General features: G+C 40.8%; 20 protein-coding genes. 7 read left to right on the top strand and 13 right to left on the bottom strand.

The features are described 5' to 3' along the window. The first annotated feature begins 142 nt into the window (after nucleotides 1-142). The 5 genes from L0657_RS05705 to L0657_RS05685 all read left to right on the top strand — a co-directional run bounded on the left by L0657_RS05705 (nucleotide 143) and on the right by L0657_RS05685 (nucleotide 4,584). Entirely contained in the window at nucleotides 143-706 is a 564-nt protein-coding gene (locus L0657_RS05705) for a Crp/Fnr family transcriptional regulator (RefSeq protein WP_235149452.1), read from the top strand. 73 nt (nucleotides 707-779) lie between these two features. Next, nucleotides 780-1,718: an alpha/beta fold hydrolase gene (locus L0657_RS05700; protein WP_235149451.1), complete on the top strand. Its 939-nt coding sequence runs from the start codon at nucleotides 780-782 to the stop codon at nucleotides 1,716-1,718. A gap of 26 nt (nucleotides 1,719-1,744) precedes the next feature. After that, nucleotides 1,745-2,641: an NmrA family NAD(P)-binding protein gene (locus tag L0657_RS05695; RefSeq protein WP_235149450.1), complete on the top strand. Its 897-nt coding sequence runs from the start codon at nucleotides 1,745-1,747 to the stop codon at nucleotides 2,639-2,641. Nucleotides 2,642-3,004: 363 nt separating this feature from the next. Beyond that, nucleotides 3,005-4,132, top strand: coding sequence for a PAS domain-containing sensor histidine kinase (locus L0657_RS05690; RefSeq protein WP_235149449.1), 1,128 nt, complete (start codon nucleotides 3,005-3,007; stop codon nucleotides 4,130-4,132). A 47-nt stretch (nucleotides 4,133-4,179) separates the two neighbouring features. Continuing rightward, nucleotides 4,180-4,584, top strand: a complete 405-nt coding sequence (locus L0657_RS05685) for a response regulator (protein ID WP_235149448.1) — start codon at nucleotides 4,180-4,182, stop codon at nucleotides 4,582-4,584. Between the two features lie 125 nt (nucleotides 4,585-4,709). Here L0657_RS05685 and L0657_RS05680 read toward each other — a convergent pair whose 3' ends face one another. Next, a complete protein-coding gene (locus L0657_RS05680) occupies nucleotides 4,710-6,266 on the bottom strand; it encodes a carbon-nitrogen hydrolase family protein (protein ID WP_235149447.1) in 1,557 nt (518 codons plus the stop codon). Nucleotides 6,267-6,669: 403 nt separating this feature from the next. Further along, entirely contained in the window at nucleotides 6,670-7,095 is a 426-nt protein-coding gene (locus tag L0657_RS05675) for a VOC family protein (RefSeq protein WP_235149446.1), read from the bottom strand. A gap of 408 nt (nucleotides 7,096-7,503) precedes the next feature. Here L0657_RS05675 and L0657_RS05670 point away from each other — a divergent pair, with 408 nt between their 5' ends. Then, nucleotides 7,504-8,337, top strand: a complete 834-nt coding sequence (locus tag L0657_RS05670; protein WP_235149445.1) for an alpha/beta fold hydrolase — start codon at nucleotides 7,504-7,506, stop codon at nucleotides 8,335-8,337. Between the two features lie 193 nt (nucleotides 8,338-8,530). Here L0657_RS05670 and L0657_RS05665 read toward each other — a convergent pair whose 3' ends face one another. The 6 genes from L0657_RS05665 to L0657_RS05640 all read right to left on the bottom strand — a co-directional run bounded on the left by L0657_RS05665 (nucleotide 8,531) and on the right by L0657_RS05640 (nucleotide 13,356). Continuing rightward, the gene (locus tag L0657_RS05665; protein WP_235149444.1) at nucleotides 8,531-8,959 is read right to left on the bottom strand and encodes a hypothetical protein; all 429 of its coding nucleotides are present in this window, start codon (nucleotides 8,957-8,959) and stop codon (nucleotides 8,531-8,533) included. After that, entirely contained in the window at nucleotides 8,956-9,390 is a 435-nt protein-coding gene (locus L0657_RS05660) for a VOC family protein (protein ID WP_235149443.1), read from the bottom strand. Before L0657_RS05660 ends, L0657_RS05665 begins: the two co-directional genes overlap by 4 nt. A gap of 45 nt (nucleotides 9,391-9,435) precedes the next feature. Further along, nucleotides 9,436-10,008 carry a dihydrofolate reductase family protein gene (locus tag L0657_RS05655; protein ID WP_235149442.1) on the bottom strand — a complete coding sequence of 191 codons (573 nt, stop codon included), beginning with the start codon at nucleotides 10,006-10,008 and terminating at the stop codon, nucleotides 9,436-9,438. Between the two features lie 462 nt (nucleotides 10,009-10,470). After that, complete coding sequence (locus L0657_RS05650) at nucleotides 10,471-11,388, bottom strand: AraC family transcriptional regulator (RefSeq protein ID WP_235149441.1); 918 nt, start codon at nucleotides 11,386-11,388, stop codon at nucleotides 10,471-10,473. A 59-nt stretch (nucleotides 11,389-11,447) separates the two neighbouring features. Further along, complete coding sequence (locus L0657_RS05645) at nucleotides 11,448-12,248, bottom strand: SDR family oxidoreductase (RefSeq protein ID WP_235149440.1); 801 nt, start codon at nucleotides 12,246-12,248, stop codon at nucleotides 11,448-11,450. Between the two features lie 355 nt (nucleotides 12,249-12,603). Beyond that, nucleotides 12,604-13,356 (bottom strand): SDR family NAD(P)-dependent oxidoreductase, encoded by a 753-nt coding sequence (locus L0657_RS05640; RefSeq protein ID WP_235149439.1) that lies wholly within the window; start codon nucleotides 13,354-13,356, stop codon nucleotides 12,604-12,606. A 120-nt stretch (nucleotides 13,357-13,476) separates the two neighbouring features. Between L0657_RS05640 and L0657_RS05635 the strand changes: the two genes are divergently transcribed. Beyond that, on the top strand, nucleotides 13,477-13,830 hold the full coding sequence (locus tag L0657_RS05635) for a helix-turn-helix domain-containing protein (protein ID WP_235149438.1): 354 nt from the start codon (nucleotides 13,477-13,479) through the stop codon (nucleotides 13,828-13,830). A gap of 910 nt (nucleotides 13,831-14,740) precedes the next feature. Here L0657_RS05635 and L0657_RS05630 read toward each other — a convergent pair. The 5 genes from L0657_RS05630 to L0657_RS05610 form a co-directional block, all read right to left on the bottom strand. Next, the gene (locus L0657_RS05630; RefSeq protein WP_235149437.1) at nucleotides 14,741-15,823 is read right to left on the bottom strand and encodes an alkene reductase; all 1,083 of its coding nucleotides are present in this window, start codon (nucleotides 15,821-15,823) and stop codon (nucleotides 14,741-14,743) included. A gap of 24 nt (nucleotides 15,824-15,847) precedes the next feature. Continuing rightward, nucleotides 15,848-16,741, bottom strand: a complete 894-nt coding sequence (locus L0657_RS05625) for an NAD(P)H-binding protein (protein ID WP_235149436.1) — start codon at nucleotides 16,739-16,741, stop codon at nucleotides 15,848-15,850. A 137-nt stretch (nucleotides 16,742-16,878) separates the two neighbouring features. Further along, nucleotides 16,879-17,154 carry a hypothetical protein gene (locus tag L0657_RS05620; protein WP_235149435.1) on the bottom strand — a complete coding sequence of 92 codons (276 nt, stop codon included), beginning with the start codon at nucleotides 17,152-17,154 and terminating at the stop codon, nucleotides 16,879-16,881. Between the two features lie 74 nt (nucleotides 17,155-17,228). After that, nucleotides 17,229-18,173: an NADP-dependent oxidoreductase gene (locus L0657_RS05615; RefSeq protein ID WP_235149434.1), complete on the bottom strand. Its 945-nt coding sequence runs from the start codon at nucleotides 18,171-18,173 to the stop codon at nucleotides 17,229-17,231. 263 nt (nucleotides 18,174-18,436) lie between these two features. Next, entirely contained in the window at nucleotides 18,437-19,174 is a 738-nt protein-coding gene (locus tag L0657_RS05610) for an AraC family transcriptional regulator (protein ID WP_235149433.1), read from the bottom strand. Nucleotides 19,175-19,202 lie beyond the last annotated feature (28 nt).

Genomic DNA, 19,202 nt, shown 5'->3' with positions numbered 1-19,202 from the left:
TAAACAGAAATTAAGTTACTACTTCGATCAATTTTTCATTGCTTTCGGGAACCGTACATCATTTGCAATTTAAAGAAATCATGAGAATTATGACAAACTCCCGTAACATATCAACAGCAGACATTGCGTTTTAAGAATTTCAATGGAAGAATTTATAACATTTATCAAAACCATCATCTGGATAGACGATCTCGACCTGGAACTGGTACTTTCCAGGTGCTCCGAACGGCAGGTATCAAAAGGGAAAGTCATTCTGAGAAAAGGGCAAATTGCAAACCAGTACTTTTTTATCGTTTCCGGAGGGGTGCGTTTTTTTTATTACCTGAATGATCAGGAGAATACAACCTGGGTGACGTTTAAAAATGAATTCTTCACCGAAATTTCAAGTTTGAATCCACAAAAACCTACCCGCTTCAATATTGAAGCCATAGAAGATACGAAACTGATCGTGATCGAAAAAAAGGATATGGATTTTCTGTATGGTCACGTGGCCGTTTGGGAGGAATTTGGAAGAAAAATCTGGGAGGCGATGTCGGTACGAATGATAGACCAGATTCTGAATTTCCAAACTTTATCTGCCGAGGAGCGATATCTGGAATTTATGAATAATCCGGAATTTTTACAGAAAGTACCCATAAAGCAACTGGCCGCGGTACTTGGCATCACACCAAACGCATTAAGCAGGATCAGAAAAAATATCCGTTGATTTACCTAATCTACCACTTGGTAGTTTCCCCGCGGCATCATCAATCTACCTTTGAGTCTCAAAATATAAAGCGATGACTCAGACAACAAACGAATCAGCAAATGATCAGAATCCATATTCTGATGATGAATTAATCAAAAATTTCCCAGGTTTTACCAACCATTATGCGACTGTAAACGGGGTAAAGCTGCATTACGTCGAGGGTGGCAGCGGAGCACCGCTGATTTGCCTGCCAGGCTGGCCGCAAACCTGGTATTCTTACCTTCCGGTTGCCACAAAACTTGCGAAAACATATCGGGTAATTATTGTAGATATCAGAGGTATGGGCAGTTCGGAAAAACCGGCGACAGGTTATGACAAGAAGACAATGGCAACCGATATTCTCGAACTCGTTCAGCAACTCGGACTGAAGAAAGTGCATATCATGGGCCACGACATTGGTGGCATGATCGCCATGAGTTTCGCTTTTAATTTTCCGGAATTTACAGAAAAACTGATTGTGCTGGACGGCTCGCACCCAAGTGAAGGTATGATGCAAATGCCGTTGATTCCGGCGAAAGGAACTTTTGGCGAAAAAATGGACGCAAATATGCCCTACGCCTGGTGGATGGGATTTAATCAGGTGAAAGAATTACCGGAAAGGATATTGGAAGGTCGCTTTCAATATCTTCTGGACTGGCTCTTTGCGTACGTTATGATTGATGAAAATAAGATGAGCGCGTTTGAAAGAGCATTGTATGCTGCCGCCTATAATGATACCGAGAGCATCCGCGCCGCAAATGCCTGGTATCAATCTTTTACGCAGGATATCGAGGACGCAAAAAACTATCAGCCACTGACGATGCCCGTACTTGGCATTGGTAGTTACGTCAGCTACAATTATATGAAAATGGGATTACCTTATGTAGCAAAAGATGTGATCGTGACCGGGATTTTAAACAGCGGGCATTACCTGTTTGAAGAAAAACCGGAAGCGGTAACCGAAGCAGTTTTAAACTTTCTGGCATCCTGAATTTAACATATTATAAAAGTATAATAATGAAAAAAGCAATTTTAGTAGCCGGCGCGACCGGTAATTTAGGAAACCGTATTTGTCGGGAATTGATTAAAAGAGATGCAGCCGTTAACGCTATCGTCCGGATTTCCACCGATCCTGAAAAAATAGACAGTCTTAAAAAAATGGGCGTCACGGTGATCGAGACAGATCTGAACAGCATTGACGAAATTGCAAAGGCATGTGCGGGTATACATTGCGTAGTTTCCGCCTTAGCCGGACTTGGTGATGTAATTGTGGATTTACAAAAAATAATTCTGGATGGTGCGTTGCAGGCAAGCGTTCCAAGATTTATCCCATCCGATTTCTGCACAGATTATAATGATCTGGTACCCGGAGAAAACAGAAATTTTGATTTGAGAAGACAATTTAAGCACTATCTGGACAGCACTTCTATCAAGGCTTCTTCGGTTTTCAACGGCGCTTTTGCTGACATTTTAAAATACAATACTCCTGTTTTAAATCTAAAAGACAAGAGCATCGGTTATTGGGGCGAAAAAGCAGACTGGAAACTGGATTTTACTACTATGGATGATACAGCAGCTTTTACTGCTGAGGTAGCTTTGGACGAAAGCGCACCCCGGGATTTACAAATTGCAAGTTTCCAGGTCAGTCCAAATAGTTTATGGGCCGATGTGAAAGAAGTTTCAGGTCAGGAATTTAGAATCCAGCAACTATCCGGCCTCGAAGAATTTGCCGGGTTTATCAAGAAGCAAAGATCTGATAATCCCGCTGGCGAAAATGAACTTTATGCAAAATGGCAACAAGCTCAGTACATGTATTCGATGTTTACGACGCATCACAAACAATTGGAAAATGAGCGTTATGAAAATTTAAAGTGGACAACCAGTTTGGACTATATCAGGTCATTTGTAAAGTAAAATAGCCAGGAGACCCAGGAGGCAGATAGGCTCTCCAAAACAAGATTTACAGAAATTCAGCATTCTTGAAAGCATTGACTCGTTATTAAAGGTAATTCTCAAAAGGATTACCTTTTTTTGTTTTACAAACGGCTCCCGTATTATATTTCATACAAAATTTGTGTAAAAAAAATCCTTTTGACAAAGAAAATTTCGAGATTCCAAGCAGGCAGTATCACATTGGAAAGATCACGGTTTCGCTGGCCTGATTTTTGGTGCTAAAAAGAATCATAGTAGCCTTCCACGCAGTTTTGGAGCAGGTACATGATATTTTTTCACTCAAAACGTTAACACGTCCCTTCATTATTTATTTTTTTGAAAAAGATGATTAAGAAAGAAATTTTAACTGATCAAAACACGAGCCTAGGCAAACAGGCACAAACGGACGACGCTTATTTTAGATCAATAATTGAAAATAATTCGTTTTACATTATAAAAACAGACCTCGACGGCAACTACACATACTTAAACCCATTCTTTTGCAAAAAGTTAAACGTGAAATCCGAAGAATGGCTCGGAAAAAATTCACTTAGTCTCGTTATGCAGGAGGACCATGATATTTGTGTTGAGACGGTGCAATTGTGTTTTTCAGACCCGGATACGCCTCGCTGGGTAATGCTTAGAAAACCAATTCCCAATGGGGCACTCTTTACGCAGTGGGAGTTTAAAATTCTAAAAGACGACAATGGCAATCCGTTTGAATTTCTCTGTATAGGTCACGACATTACACCTTTGATTCTTAAACAGGAAGAGCTACGCAGCCTGGTAGACATTGCAGCTGAACAGAACAAGCGTCTATTAAATTTTACATACATTACTTCGCATAATATTCGCTCTCATGTGGCTAATATCCTTGGGATATTAAATATTAGTCAGGAGTTGGGAGATTATCAAATGGCATTGGATTTGATTCAGGAAAGCACTACCAGCCTGAATGAAACCTTAAATAACTTAAACGAAATCATTTCTATACAAGCGCATACGAGCCTGCCGATGATAGAAGTGAATGTTTTCGAAGAAATTAATAGGGTGATTCAAAGTGTACAGGTGATAATCAGTAATGCAGATGTTACGTTGGATTACAATTTTGATGAAACAGAGGTTCTAAATACAAACCCCGCGTATTTTGAAAGTATTATTCTAAATCTGATTACAAATGCGGTTAAATACAAATCACCTGACAGAGCCCCGAGAATTGTTATAACTTTTCATGAGCACGAGCATTACAAAGTCCTGACTTTCCAGGATAATGGATTAGGAATTGATATTGAAAAATACAAAGATCAACTTTTTGGCATGTACAAGACGTTCCATAAAAATAATGATTCACGAGGACTTGGCTTGTACATTACCAAAACGCAGATTGAGGCAATGCATGGAAAAATCGAGGTAGAAAGCGGCGTAAACGTAGGCACGACTTTTAAACTTTATTTCAACCAGAAATTTACATGAGATTTCTAAGAAACACCAATTCGATAATATCATAACCCTCTTCTATAATGTCCCAAACCGCAGTATGTGCATACCAGAGATTCATCATTATTGATGATGATAGAATAAATAATATTGTTTCGAAATTCGTGGTTTTGAAATATTGTAAAGATGCAGATCTACATATTTACACCGATCCGGAGGCTGCACTAAGTTACATTCAGGAAATAAATAATGATTCTCTGGATCAGTTAAATACATTGGTTTTTTTAGATATTAACATGCCCCGAATAAGCGGGTGGGAGTTTTTAGAAGCACTTGGTCAAACCAATTTATCCCGTACCAAACAGTTTACGATTTTTATAACATCATCTTCGATTGATCCGTCTGATATTAAAAGAGCCCAGGACCACGCCCTGGTAAGCGGTTTTTTTTCAAAACCTTTAACTTTTGAACACCTCAACAAAATTTGATAGTGGTAATAAAATTGTTTTTTGACTACTCTGGACTTCTATCTTATCCTTTTTATCCAAGATAATAAAGGGAGTTAAAATTATAACTCCCCTTATTAATTGTTTGGCGTGTTCATAAGCCGACATTATTTGCCGCTGTTCTCACTTCTACGTGTTATCGAATAAATATCCGTCCTTCTGTCTTTTAAATTTCGAACACTCCCAAACTGATTTAACTCCCGTAACATATCAATATCAACGTCGGCAATTAAGATCATCTCCGTGTTTGGTGTTGCTTCGGCTTTTATACCGTTAGTAGGAAACGAAAAATCACATGGAGTAAAAACCATGGATTGTGCATATTGAATATCCATGTTATGGACTTTCGGCAAATTACCGACACTGCCTGCGATGGCAACATAACATTCGTTTTCTATGGCCCTTGCCTGTGCACAGTTTCTTACCCTTGAATAACCATTTTGGGTATCCGTCAAAAACGGCACAAATAATATATTCATTCCTTCGTCAGCTAAAATGCGGCTCAATTCCGGAAATTCCACGTCATAACAAATAAGGATACCAATTTTTCCGCAATCAGTATTGAATGTTTTCAAGGCACTACCGCCTTGCATACCCCATACCTTTGCCTCATCCGGCGTTACGTGCAACTTTTCGAACCGTTCAATTCCTCCATCTCTTTTGCATAAATAACCTACGTTGTAGAGACTGTTATCAACCACCTCAGGCATACTCCCGGTAATGATATTAATATTATAGGAGATGGCAAGCTCGGAAAAGCGGGCAACAATTCTTTCTGTATATTCTGCCAACTTTCTTATTGCATCCGCTTCTGCAAGATGGTTATAGTCCGACATCAAAGGCGCATTGAAAAATTCAGGAAACAGGGCAAAGTCACATCTGTAACCCGACACTGCATCCACAAAATATTCAACCTGCTGCATCAATTCATCGAAATCATTATACAACCGCATCTGCCATTGTATCAATCCTAACCTGATAATTGACTTTGTGAAGGCTGCCTGATCAGAGCTTTTCTCATAATACACATTATCCCATTCAAGTAATACGGCATATTCATTCGAGTCTTTATCGCCTTCAAGGTAGCCTTGTAATATTCTGGCCGGGTGAAAGTCGTTAGACAATTGAAAATTCAGAACAGGATCGTGTATGTCCTTATTCCGTACTTTTTCAATATACTCTTTCGGCGAGATCGTATCAGCATATTGATGATAATTAGGAATACGGCCCCCAAAAATAATTCCCTTCAGATTTAGTTTCTCACAAAGCTCTTTTCTGTAGTCGTACAAACGACGACCCAGTCGCAGACCGCGAAATTTAGGGCTTATAAAAACATCAATTCCGTATAGAACATCACCCTTTTTAGTATGAGTATTAAAACTGTAATTTCCGGTTATTTGACGGTAGGTATGTTTTGTATCAACTTTCTCGTAATCGACAATAATTGATAACGCACATCCAGCCAGTTCATTATCAACCCGGATACCCACCTGTCCTTCATGAAAAATAGTGGTAAGAGTTCTGATATGATGTTCTTTCCAATAAGCATCCGGCATACTGGAATAAGTCTCAATCATCATTTCCTTAATCTCCTCGTAATCTTCCGGTTTTAGAAAAACCAGCTCAATATTCTCAATTGATTTTGTGTCTTTGTTTGGTTCCATATGCATTCACTCCGTTTTACCTGATTCAACAGGTAATTTCGCAGATTGTTTTTTTGCTTTTTGTAGCAGATTGATTTATAATGATTTATTGGTTGATTTTTTGCATGACGTTTGGTTATTGTCCACTTTTCCCGGATCTCCAAAACCATAGGCTAGGTTAAAATTGCGCATAATAAAAAGAAGTAGCAAAGAAACTGCGGGGAAGTTTTCTTGAAAAAGAAGGAACCCCCAATGGTAAAACTGTTTAAGATAGCCTGTCAGGTGGGCGGATTTTGAAATTTGCCATAGGAAGTAGCTGTGAAGTTTGGGGCCTGTCAGCAGGCTAAAGATGTCATCTATTTTGAAGAATCGCTGCTCAAACTGAACCTGGTTTATGGCATCAATTCCAGTTGAGTATGACGAATCAGGCGGTTTCTCCTCTAAAAACCCAAGATACACCGTACTTGTCAGTGAATTGGCCAAAGACACCGAAGGGTACTTCTCTTAATTCCATAAAGGTGCGCTCATCTTTATCTGCTCCATCCGAAAGACTATCGAATACTGGTTTTAGTTCATTATAGGAACTGCCGGTAAGGTATATAGCTGTTGTATTCCCTTGTTCCGGCACAAAAACTGGTGAAGCCATCCAATCAGTAGCAGAAATATTAATGGTATCGCCCTTCAATTGAGCATAAATAATTCTTTCATGTTTCTCTATTGGAAATTGATCCTTCATAGGCGTATCGCTTGTCTTTGTAAGTGTCAGTTCTCCTCCTAAACACTTATGGTAAAAACGCATTGCTTCGGCACAATTACCGTCAAACAAAAGAAAAGGGCTGGTTCTTAACATAGCTGATCCATTTTTGTTTTGAAATATTTTATAAACAAGTATGTCATTTAATAAATGTATAGATAAACCTTCATTTCACAATACTCATGACTGAACAAGTGTGTTATGATATTGTAGGTTTTCTGAGAGGTCGTTGTTTGGAGCTGTCTTTAAAAGGAGCTGGCATTTTGACTTTAAATATTTTATGTATGTAGTTGCAAGGTGAAGTTGTTATATTTAAAATACCATTATGCAAAACAAAGAATTGATTAATTCGGTAAATGAGGCTTTTGATAATAATGAACTGACCTCAGCTGCAATTGCTTCCGGCGTGCTTTGTTTTTGTAGCTAATCAATCCCAAATTTTGAGTTGCGATCAATTCTTGTGAACGGAACACTTAAGAAGTTAACCATACAAAAAAGAAAAAAGTGGATTCAACCGACAGCCAACTTCCAAAGCCTCACGAAAGTGGTTATGCCGACGTGAACGGGCTCAAAATGTACTACGAAGTCTACGGAGAAGGCATGCCGCTGATCATGGTACACGATTCGTTTATGACCATTCCCATGAATTGGGCACGAATTATCCCAATGCTGGCAAAGGACCGGAAAGTAATTGTGGCAGAGATGCAGGCGCACGGACGGACTAAAGATATTCCCCGCGAGTTTACATACGAAAATATGGCCGATGACTTGTCCGGCTTAATAACACATTTAAAGCTGGATAGCATTGACGTTTTGGGCTACAGCATGGGTGCTGGCGTCGGTTTCCAGATGAGCATCCGGCATCCTGAGCAAGTGCGGCGACTGGTTATTTTATCAGGTGTCTATAAAAGTGATGGATGGTGGCCCGAGGTTGAAAAAAGCTTCGAAACCATGAATGCGGAGATGTTCGTTGGTAGCCCCATTCAAAAACAATATGGTAGCCTGGGAAATGATCCGGCCAAGTTTTCAGCCTTCATTGACAAAGTAATCAGTATTGACCGGAAAACATATGATTGGTCGAAGGAAGTTAAAAATATAAAAGTTCCAATCTTCATGGCAATAGGCGATGCCGATGGTGTACGTTACGAACATGCACTAGAATTGTTCCGGTCGAAAGGCGGCGGAAAAATGGGGGATATTTCCGGAACACCAGAATCGCAACTAGCCATCTTGCCTGGCACCACCCATATAGGTATGATCTCCCGACCAGACATACTAATTCCCATGGTTAGCAGCTTCCTGGATTCAGACTTGAATACAGCTCCGCCAACTTTTTAGGATTTTACCATTATAGAAAGGCAATCTGCATTGTATCGAGCGCCATGCTTCTATTGCAAAATTCTACTTTTACGTTTTCTGCCAACTAACGACTCTCACGAAATCTAAATACCACCTCTGGCCGGTAAAGACTATTACAACGTTGCCAAGATATTAATGATCTTAAGAATTTATTCATTTTTATGGCAATGAGTTACCGTTCCGTAGTCCGTGACTTCAATTGCGCATGACTATTCTTGTAGGTCTTTCCTTTTTTGGGATGGGTAAACTTTAAGGCGGACCATACCGAATTAATGCTCAAACAAGTACTTTCCACAAGCCCGAATTCATAGCCAATTCTGATTACTTTGGGCAGCGACAGGTCTGTATCCAGTTGCCCACCTTTGGGCCACGACACCCAAAGCATTCCCTCCGATTTAAGTTTCGCTTTCAGTTTGGGAAAGATGTTTTCCTGCTCACTCTGGTGTTTTACAAACAAATGGATGTAATCGAAGTCGCCGAATAGTTGCTCAGTCAATTCAACCTCCGGCAAGTTAAGCGCCTGTATCACCTCATTTGGGGCATTCACAAAATGTGTTTTTGAATGCGCCTTTATCCCCATTTTATCTGCTACCGTTCTCATTTATTCAGTGAGTTTAAGATCTCTAAATAGTGGGGGTTATACATAATCCCAAGAATGTTCCCAAATGGGTCAACCACGGAGGCTGTGATGAACCCATCTTCTCTTTCTGTGATTTTTTCATATTCCATCGCACCATGCGCAAGCAGCTTAGCAAAAACAGACTCCACATCATCCACATGCCAAAATGCAACAACGCCGCCTGGCTGTGAATTAGGAGAGGCTGGCTGGAATTTCTTGTCGATAATACCTAACTCATGCTCGAAATCTCCCAAACGAAATTCGATATAAGCAGGATTCTCAGCGTCTGGAAACAAGTAATATGGTTCTATTTCCAAAAAATCAGAATACCATTTTTTCGCCTCTTGCAAATTGTCTGCAAATATGCTTATTGTAGCGAGCCCCCTTAAAACAGATTTTTGTTTGTTTTCCATGATTGTCGAAATTGAACTTAATTAGACGATTGGGTTATTGCTAAATCATTGTACCGGTTTGTATGTTAATAAGGTAATGCCCGAAGAATAACTTTTGCTTGCCGTCAGCTGCAAGCCGAGTTCCTTGCCTTCCGATGTTGAAAACATTGGTCTTCCTGATCTTAACAGTATTGGTACGATCCTTAACTGATACTCGTCGATTAATCCAGCGTTAATTAATGACTGGGCAATAGATAAACTTCCCCAAACTACCATGTCTTTTCCCTCCTTCTCTTTAAGGGTGAGAACCGTATTTTCCAGATCATTCTTGATTAGCAGACACTCGTCCCATTTTCCCCAAGGCGCGTCTGCAAGCGTTTTAGAAAACACCAGCTTTTGTGTTTCGTTAAGCCTAGTTGAGATCAATTCCACGTTGGGATCGACATCGGGCCAGTATTCAGCAAACATCTTGTAAGTGTTCGCTCCTAGAAGTATCGTATCTATCCTGTCCATGAACGAGAGTAGATCGCCATCAGATCCTTCGTTGTATTTTGGGCTGGAAAAGAAGTCTGTCGTACCGTTTTGGTCTGCCGCATATCCATCCAGGCTGATCCATTCTTGAAGAATTACCTTTCTCATTTTTATATCAATTAAACTAACGAATTCGGCTTGAAAGCTTTCAAACAAAAAAAAGGATGCCTAAGGCTATAAATTATTGGCTGATTTTTCGCTCCCATTCATATACATTGGGAAAGACTGGCGCTGATGAGTCAAGCTTTGCTGATGAGTCAAGCTTTTATGACTATCTCCTTGAAACTGTCCACCGCAGCGTGACTCTCAGCGCCGATTGTAAACATGATCTCTGAACCCTTGGAAGTGTCTGAGGCCACATTTCAGCGGATTTTTCAAACATAACCTGTCTGAAAAAGTGAATAACAAAGTGGTCATCGCTAAAAATAAATCCAAACTAATCCGGGACGTGTCAATTATTTTTAAAACTGGACGGCCCCAAAACAACAACGGAGGTACTGCATAAATTTTATCTCACTTCTTGCGATAGGTCCCTATACGTTTCACCTTCAAAATTTATAGCCTGCCTTCTTAATTAAAGCTCTCTCTAAATTCCAGGGGGGAAAAGTTTGTCTTTGATTTAAATAACTTACTAAAAGACTGCGGATGCTCAAAACCGAGCTGGTAGGCGATTTCCCCTATTGTCAGATCACTAAATGTCAACACTTCCTTTGCTTTTTCGATAAGCTTATTGTGAATGTGCTGCTGCGTATTCTGGCCGGTCAGTGCCCGGAGCATATCGCCAAGATAGCGGGGCGATACATGTAGTTCGTCCGAAAAGTATTGAACGCTCGGCAGCCCTTTCTGCAGGGCGGTTTCGTCGTCGAAATAATTGTTCAGTAATTGGTTAAGCTTTTCCAGCAATGCGTTGTGGGTCGGGTTGCGGGTAATAAACTGGCGTTTGTAAAACCGCTGACTGTAATTCAGCATCAACTCCAACTGCGAAATCAGCACATCCTGGCTCAGGTCGTCGATTGCCGTTTCGAGCTCGTCGCCGATGTTCCCGGCAATGCCCTCGATGATCAACTGTTCTTTATCCGACAAATGCAACGATTCGGTCACAGAGTAGGAGAAAAAGCCATAATGTTTGATTTTGGCGTCCAGTGGATAGTTTCGCAGAAAATCAGGGTGCACAAGCAACGTAAATCCCAGGGTCGATTCGGCCATTTCAATTCCCGTCAGCGGCTGACCCGGCGAGGTGAAAAACATTCCGGCTTTCTGAAAATCGTAGGTTGTTTGCCCATATCGCATCCGGCAGCCTGCCGATTCGTTGTAAGTGATGTTATAAAAATCCATGGAAAAAGTATCAGCCAGCATTTCAGCCGTGATCTGCACCTTATTGAAATCAAGCAAGCTGATCAGCGGGTGCAAAGGTTGCGGCAGGCCGAATGAAAGCTGCATTTCAGCAATGGATCGGTAAACGCGCGGTTTGAGATGTTCCCTTTTCATAATCACATAATTGTCTGCCGGCACAAATCGTTCCATCCTGCGCCGACAGACCGTTAGTTTTAAACAGCGGCTATTAATTGTTTGATTCCACCCCTAAAAGCTTCGTCGCCCGCAGCCAGGCGCTTGGCATAGAGTTCTTTCGCATCCTCGCCACAGATGTATCTCAATGTGTTGGTACCATCGTTAGCCGCGCCATACACAACTTCGGCGATTTGTTCGGAAGTCGTCGCAGCTTTGCCAGGTTCCATCATCGCCTTGAATTTGTTCGTCAATGCTTCATAAGCCGGGTGCGTGGCAAACACCGACTTCGCACCAATTTCCGTGGCCACCAATCCGGGTTCAATGGTTTTAATCCTAATTCCAAACTCATCCAGCTCGTAAGACAAGCTTTCCGCCCAGCCTTCCAGCGCAAATTTGCTTGCATCGTACATCGAGCTTACCGGAAAAGCCATCAGCCCTGCCGATGAGCCGGTAGTGATAAAAAGTCCCGCTTTTCGCTCACGGAAATATGGAATAAAGGCCTTTGTCACCCTGACGACACCGAAAAAATTTGTTTCCATTTGATGTACCAGCTGCTCGTCGGTGATCGCTTCCAGTGCGCCGAACAATCCATAACCCGCATTGTTAAATACCACATCAATATCGCCCAAAGCCAACACTTGCTGCGTGATCTCACGGATTTGAGCCGGGTTGGTTACATCGAGAGGCAGGACGGTTACATTATCAAGCGCATTGAGTTCTGATTCATTTTCAGGCTTGCGCATGGTTGCGATCACCTTCCAGCCTTTGGCCGAAAACAATTTGGCCGTAGCCCTTCCGATACCTGTTGAAGCACCAGTAATAAAAATCGTCTTTGTCATTTGTCATATTTGTTATTTTCCAGAGACAAATTTATGCGGCGCACGACTAGCGCTTGTAGCGGAAGTGGAGATTATTGTAGCCAAAATGGTTTGCTAACTTTACTTCTCACTAGACAGTGTCAGCCCTTTTTCGCGTCTTAGGTCTGATTGTGATGCAGGTCAGGCGGCACTTCGAGCAGGAAAGAATGGGATTAAATGGAGAATCGTATCTCTAAACCTTTCTTTATTGCCCATTATTTCCTTCCTCATTTTACCTTCATCACAAACTTGTCAGGAGGCGTCCGCGGCTACGGTTAAAATGTAGTGGCTAAATAAACTCCACCCTTAACAAATGCCACTTCTAACTTTTCATGGGTTACAAAAGACCACCAGAAACCGTTATTCTCTCACCAGTTACCCAACCAGCGTCGTCGGAGGCTAGAAAGACAGCAACTTTCGAAATATCTTCCGGCTGACCAATGCGACCCAATGGCGTAAGAGGTAACATTTGTTTTTCGATATCCCCTCCGATTATTCCCATTTCATGGTTTCCTTCAGTATCTGTGACGCCCGGGGCTATTGTATTAACACGTATCTTTTTAGGCCCAAGTTCTTTGGCCAATGTTTTAGTCACATTGTCGATACCAGCTTTGGCAGCGGAATATACCATAACACCGGGAATAGGATTTTGACTAACGGTCGAACTGATGTTAATGATGCTTCCGCCATTTTCTCCAAAAAATTTAACAGCTTGTTGAATGCTCAGAATTGGCCCCATCAAATGTGTGTTCACCTGTAAATGGAAACTTTCCTCCGAAATGCCATCCAGCAGTTCAATTTTAAATACACCGGCGTTGTTCACCAAAATATCGAGCTGACCAAAGGTGTTCATGGTTTCATCAAAGAGTCTTTTGATATCAGCAAATTTTGAAATATCTGCCTGAACTGCAACGGCAATACCCCCATTTTCTGTAATTTCACTAACCACCTTGTCGGCACTTTTCTTGCTTGACGCATAGTTTACTACAACTCTTGCTCCTGCCGCGGCAAAAGATTTTGCAATACCTGCGCCAATCCCTTTCGACGCACCAGTTACTACTGCAACTTTATTTCTCAGTTTTAAGCTCATCTCTAATTATTTATTTGATTAAGTTACAAAACTAGGTTATTCATATACTTGCAACTAGTATGTACTTTTTTGTATATTACATACGAAAAAGTATCTATGATTGATTATCAATTAGTTAATATGAAAAAAATTAGACAGGAGTGTCCAGAAATGCCAACTTGCTCGGTTGATTATGCTTTCAGGCGCATAGGTGGAAAATACAAAGGAAGGATTTTGTGGTACTTACACGAACATAAGATCCTGCGTTATGGAGAACTGGGCAGGACAATGCCAGATGCCACAACAAAAATGCTAACACAAACACTTAGGGAATTGGAAGCGGACAACCTGATCAGCCGAAAAGTATATCTGGAAGTACCGCCGAAAGTGGAATATACACTGACCGAGATTGGTAAGGAGCTAATTCCCTTCATTGAACATCTCAGGCAATGGGGAGAAAAGCAGATAAAAAAGGAAGCATTGAAAACCGCGTGAGATTTGCACAAAAACTACGTCAGGAATGGTCCATTTAACCTAAAATAGCTGGGTCACGTCGAATTATTAAAGACGACAAAACCTTACCTAATCTTCAAAAAGATTCTGTATTCTATGCGGAAAGTGAAAATCTCACGTTCAGCTTGGCTGAAATAGGATATTCCCACAAGCTATTTAAACAGAAAATATTGAAAATTATTTAAGCAACTAATGGTTCTTTCGACAGGAACGGTCTCTGGATACCGATTAAGACAGGGTTTATCGTTTAGCTTCCTTCAATAACTTTCGCCATTTGCAGTGATTCGGATTTAACTCTAAATATTCCCCTTGCATTGTTAAAATTTTGTTAGACTGTAAGAAACTCAGCTTAGTGATACTAATTATGTTGGATATCAACAGTTGATCTCTTTTGCATTAGACGCCGTTGGATATATTAAAATGTCAATCATTGCTAGTTCAAAATATAACCCCAATTCAAAATGGCTTTGAAGTTGAGGTTATATTCTGATTTTCACAAATATCCAGATATATGCTTTTACGATTTTACACATTTTAAAGACTTCGATGGTCTATCTTTGGCAGCTGGAATTTAACAACTTAACGTATAGACGTCATCACACAGAAAATGATCATATGTTTATGGCTTATAAGACATTAGGTAAAGCCAAAGCATTTAACCCTGAAATGATCTTCTTTCTGACAGTATCGTAGTTACCTTCCTGGCAAATTTTACCAGGGAGCCCCTAGGGTGCCTTTCTGTTGTTATTGATCATAGTGCTATCTGCAATAGGGCTATGCGCATTAAAAGATGTAATGGCCATGCGGAAGGCCTTCAATAAAACGCATAATCCGAATATCGTGTTCGTTTGAAGTTTCTTAACATTTAAACGATTGCCTATCAAAATACCGTTTATTCTTTCAAAAACGGATAATCAATATAACCCTGCTCTCCACCGCCAAACATCGTTTCCCTGTCCGGCTGTTTAAGTGGTGCATCTTTTTTGAATCGTTGGGGCAAATCTGGATTAGCTAAAAACAGAGTTCCAAACGAAATTAGCCGCGCTATACCTTTTTCTAGTTCTGCCTCTGCGGAAGTTTTTTCATAGCCAGCATTTGCAATTACCGTTTGCCGTATCATGCTGCCAAACAATTCAATTTCATCATCGGCCGGATAGTGAGCAGGCGATGGAAAGTGCGGGCTGCGCTTCATTAATTCAACATAGGCAAAATTCAACTCGTTGAGCTGCTCAATCAGGTAGGTGTATGTACCAGCGGGATTATCCAATATCATATCTCCGTACGGATGAAAAGGTGATATTTTTATTCCTACCTTATCGCTTCCAACTGCGGTGATTAATTCCTGCATTACTTCCAGCACGAAACGGGCTTTTTTGGGAATGGTACCACCATATTCGTCTGTTCGCTGGTTTGCACTTTCTGCAAGAAACTGACTGGGTAAATAACCATTTGCAGCATGAAGTTCGACACCATCAAAACCGGCTGCTATTGCATTCCTAGCTGCCTGTCCGTAATCCTTTATTGTTTGTCTGATTTCATCAATAGTGATTTCCTGGGGTGTTTCGTAATCTTTTAAACCCTGCGAAGTGAAATGCTGCATTCCTCGTATAGGTAGTGCGGAAGGTGCAAGTGGTAATTTACCGTCCCTGTCAATCGAATGCCCCACACGGCCTGTATGCCACAGCTGGGCCATGATAACGCCGCCGTGATCGTGGACTGATTTTGTTACTTTTTTCCAGGCTTCGATCTGATTGGTGGCGTAAATGCCAGGTGTAACCGGGCTACCGGTTGCTTGCTCACTTATGCGGATGGCTTCTGTGAATATCAGCCCGGCACTTACTCTCTGCGTGTAGTACTGCGCTGTCAAATCGCCCACTATTCCGTTATGATCCGCGCGACTTCTTGTCATGGCAGACATGGCCATCTTGTTCTTTAAAGTTAGATTCCCTAACTGTGTTTCTTCAAATAAATTCATGATTTCTAATTTTAATTGACACGATTATTTATTGTATACAGGCAGATAAACCTCATTGACAAAATCCTCAGCAGTTGTCGGCGTTGTAGTCGAATCATCTCGTTTTTGATAATTCATAAACCCAGTTTTAATGGCGGTTCCCATTTCAATCAGATTACTGGTAAAATCTTCGGAGAAACCGTTGCCTAAAAAAGCTTGCTTCACCTGCTCTACCGGTAGTTGCACATACGTTAGCTCAGGATTGCCAATTGCTTTACCGATAATAGTTGTGAACTCATTATAAGTATAGTCTTTCGGACCCATCACGGCACGAACACTTTTACCTTCAAAGTCAAGGCTAGCCAAATGCCCAGCTGCAATTATTGCGACATCTTTGGTTGCTACCATCGGTATGGAATGATTTCCATCTGCTACTGAGCCATTAAACCCCATTTTTTTAATCAAACCGATAGTCCTCAAAAAGTTTTCCATGAAATAGGCAGAACGGATGTGCAACACGTTTACATCGTTCAGCTGATTTAGTCTAACTTCCTGTTCGCCAGTCCCTGCCATCATACCATTCCCTTCGTGCATATGTGAGCCGACACTGCTCATATTGACTATATATTTAATGCCTGACTTTTCAATGGCCTCAATTAAGATGCCTGTGACCTGCCTCTGGTAAGCTCTTGTATTTTCAGCCTTTACATTGTCAGGTAATATCACGAATGCACTATCCGCATTTTCAAAAGCATTGGTCAACGTCTGAACATCGGTGATATCCCCGGCAATGATTTGGGCTCCCATACTGCGGTATTTTTCCAGTTTTTCAGTGTGCCTTGCGATCAATGTTACCTGATGCCCTTGGTTTAAAAGGATGTCTGAAATCTTACTCCCGACTGTCCCAGTTGCTCCGAGCACCACTACTTTAGTTTTCATGTTATTTTTTTTTAAATGTGTTTGATAGATTATTATGCAAAGATGTTGTGATCAAAAAAATAAAACTTGTATCAAATCACTCTTCTAATTTTTGATTGTTAGCAGCTCATCTATGTAGATTACGGCCTGATCAAAATTTATAGCCCCTCTGAAATCCCACCTTCCTCCGACACCTTTTCCTGATGATAAAAGCCTGCTCCTGAATTCATCATCATTAATTTTCGATTTGAAATAATGCCGCTATGTCCTTCCGAGTCCAGACCTGGTGTCATGCGGGCATGATCATTCCTTACAATCGTATAATAACCAGTATGGGCTAACACTGGACAAATGAGCCCAGGATATAAAATCTGTATTCCAAAGCCGCCATGCTGTTTTCCGTATTTTATGGTATTATCTATTTTTGTTAACATTACGTTAAAAATTGATTGTAATTTGAGGAGTCTGCAACCAAGCCAGGCAAGCCCATGCATTAGTTTGCAGGCTCTTACTCTATTTCTACAACAACTTTTCCGATGTAGCCACCTTGCTCAGCATATTGATAGGCTTCTTTGTATTGAGCGAATGAAAAAACTTTATTGACTTCGATATCTAGCCCATCCTTCACGGCATCTAGTAAGATCTCTGTGTATTGAGCAGATGGGCTGGAAAGTATGACAATGTGCTTTTTGGCCGTAAACAAATTCTTGAAAAACGATACAGGAATTTCGATTGGCTTTGGCGTCGGGTTCAAAAAGATTGCCTTGGGTTTCATGATTTGTCTGGCATTTTTATACCCCATTTTGCCGGATAAATCAATGACAACGTCAAAGGTAGCCGAGTTGGAAAGCACATCTTGCTTTGCATAGTCTAACACGGTAGCAGCTCCCCATTTTTTGGCAGATTCAACTCCCCTGCTGCTTGTAACGGCTGTGACATTGGCGCCCTTTTGCTTTAATAATTGAAGTAAAAACATGCCAAAACCACCGGTAGCTCCATTCACCAGGATGCTGGTTTGCGCGTTGATGTTACCCATCTTTTCTAATGCGCTCACCGCTGCGGTACCAACTACCGGAATTGAAGCGGCCTTGTCAAAGCTGATATCAGAAGGTTTTCTCCAAATCAAGGAAGACGGCACTGCGATATATTCGGCTGAAACACCTTCTTTCATCATATTTTTCACGACGCCAAAGACCTCGTCACCTATTTCAAAGCCGCTTACAGAGGTGCCGATTTCTTCAACGATTCCGGCGAAGTCAGCACCTGTTCGCTTAGGAAATTTAGAGCCAGACATCAGCGTCATTTCTCCTTTTCTGATTTTCCAATCCATTGGATTGATTGAGAACACTTTGACTTTGACAAGTATGTGATCTGCTTTAATAGAAGGTTTCGGCTGTTCTATGATGTGCAAAACGTCTGCGGTCCCGAACTTTTGATAAACAATAGCTTTCATGATATTATTTTATATGTTAAAATGATATCACAAAGTTGCACGCAAGCACAGGATCAAACTTGTATCAAATCACTGTTCTGCTTAAAGCGAAGGTGCCGTTATTAGCTTACAACAAATTAGTAATAAAAATGTCGAACATCTCCAGTTCTATAACAGTGTTAATTTTTGAATATGCGAAGATTTTTAGAAGATTGAGGTACTCGCCGGATGCAGGCACTTATGGAAATATATTGTCGTAAAAAAATGTTATTAATAAGGCAAATCTAATAGATGTCAATCAGATCACTATTGTGCTTCAAGGCTTTTGGAGGCATTCCAAACATCTGGTACATATACTTATTGAATTGTGGAAGGTCGTAAAAGCCGGTGTCGTAGGCAATGTCGGTAAGGCTTCTGTCTTTGTCGGAAAGGGTAAGGTAGATTGCCTGGCGCAACCGTGTCCATAATAAGTATTTGGATAAACTGCTTCCGGTTTGTTTCTTGAAAAGTGAGGCTAATCGAGATGGGGAAAGAAAAACGATATCGGCAAATGTTTGAGGCGTTATGTTTTGCTCAAAATAATTAGCTTTTATATATTCAACGATTTGTACAACCCTTTCATCATAATCGATGGAAGGTAATTTAGAAAGCATGGCATCAACTATCGTATTAACATCTAAGCTGTCATTTGGTGTCTGAAAAAAAGAATTTGTTTCGGGAAGCGATTCAAAAATGATGTAATCTTGATTCTCTTTTAATCTGCTTGCCAGTTCCAGACCGATATTCGAGTAGGGTTCTATATTCAAAACATTCAGTGTTCCTTTTTCTGCAACGCAAAAATGTGGTACGTGAGGCTTTATCAGAAAACCGTGAATTTTTTCATATTGTACGCCGCTAATCGTTGAATTAAATGGGGTATCATTTGACAGGGCGATTTGATATGCAGCATGATGATGAATTTCTACGGTAAGATTGCGGGCGCTAAGAGCAAGAACGAACGGGTTATTGGACTGTTTTGTCATAGAACCTAAATTACAGCGATTTCATTTT

This window comes from Dyadobacter sp. CY345, from assembly GCF_021502725.1.
Taxonomy (GTDB): Bacteria; Bacteroidota; Bacteroidia; order Cytophagales; family Spirosomataceae; genus Dyadobacter.
The sequence above is the reverse complement of the archived record's forward strand: the minus strand, read 5'-3'. Positions and strand labels throughout refer to the sequence as shown.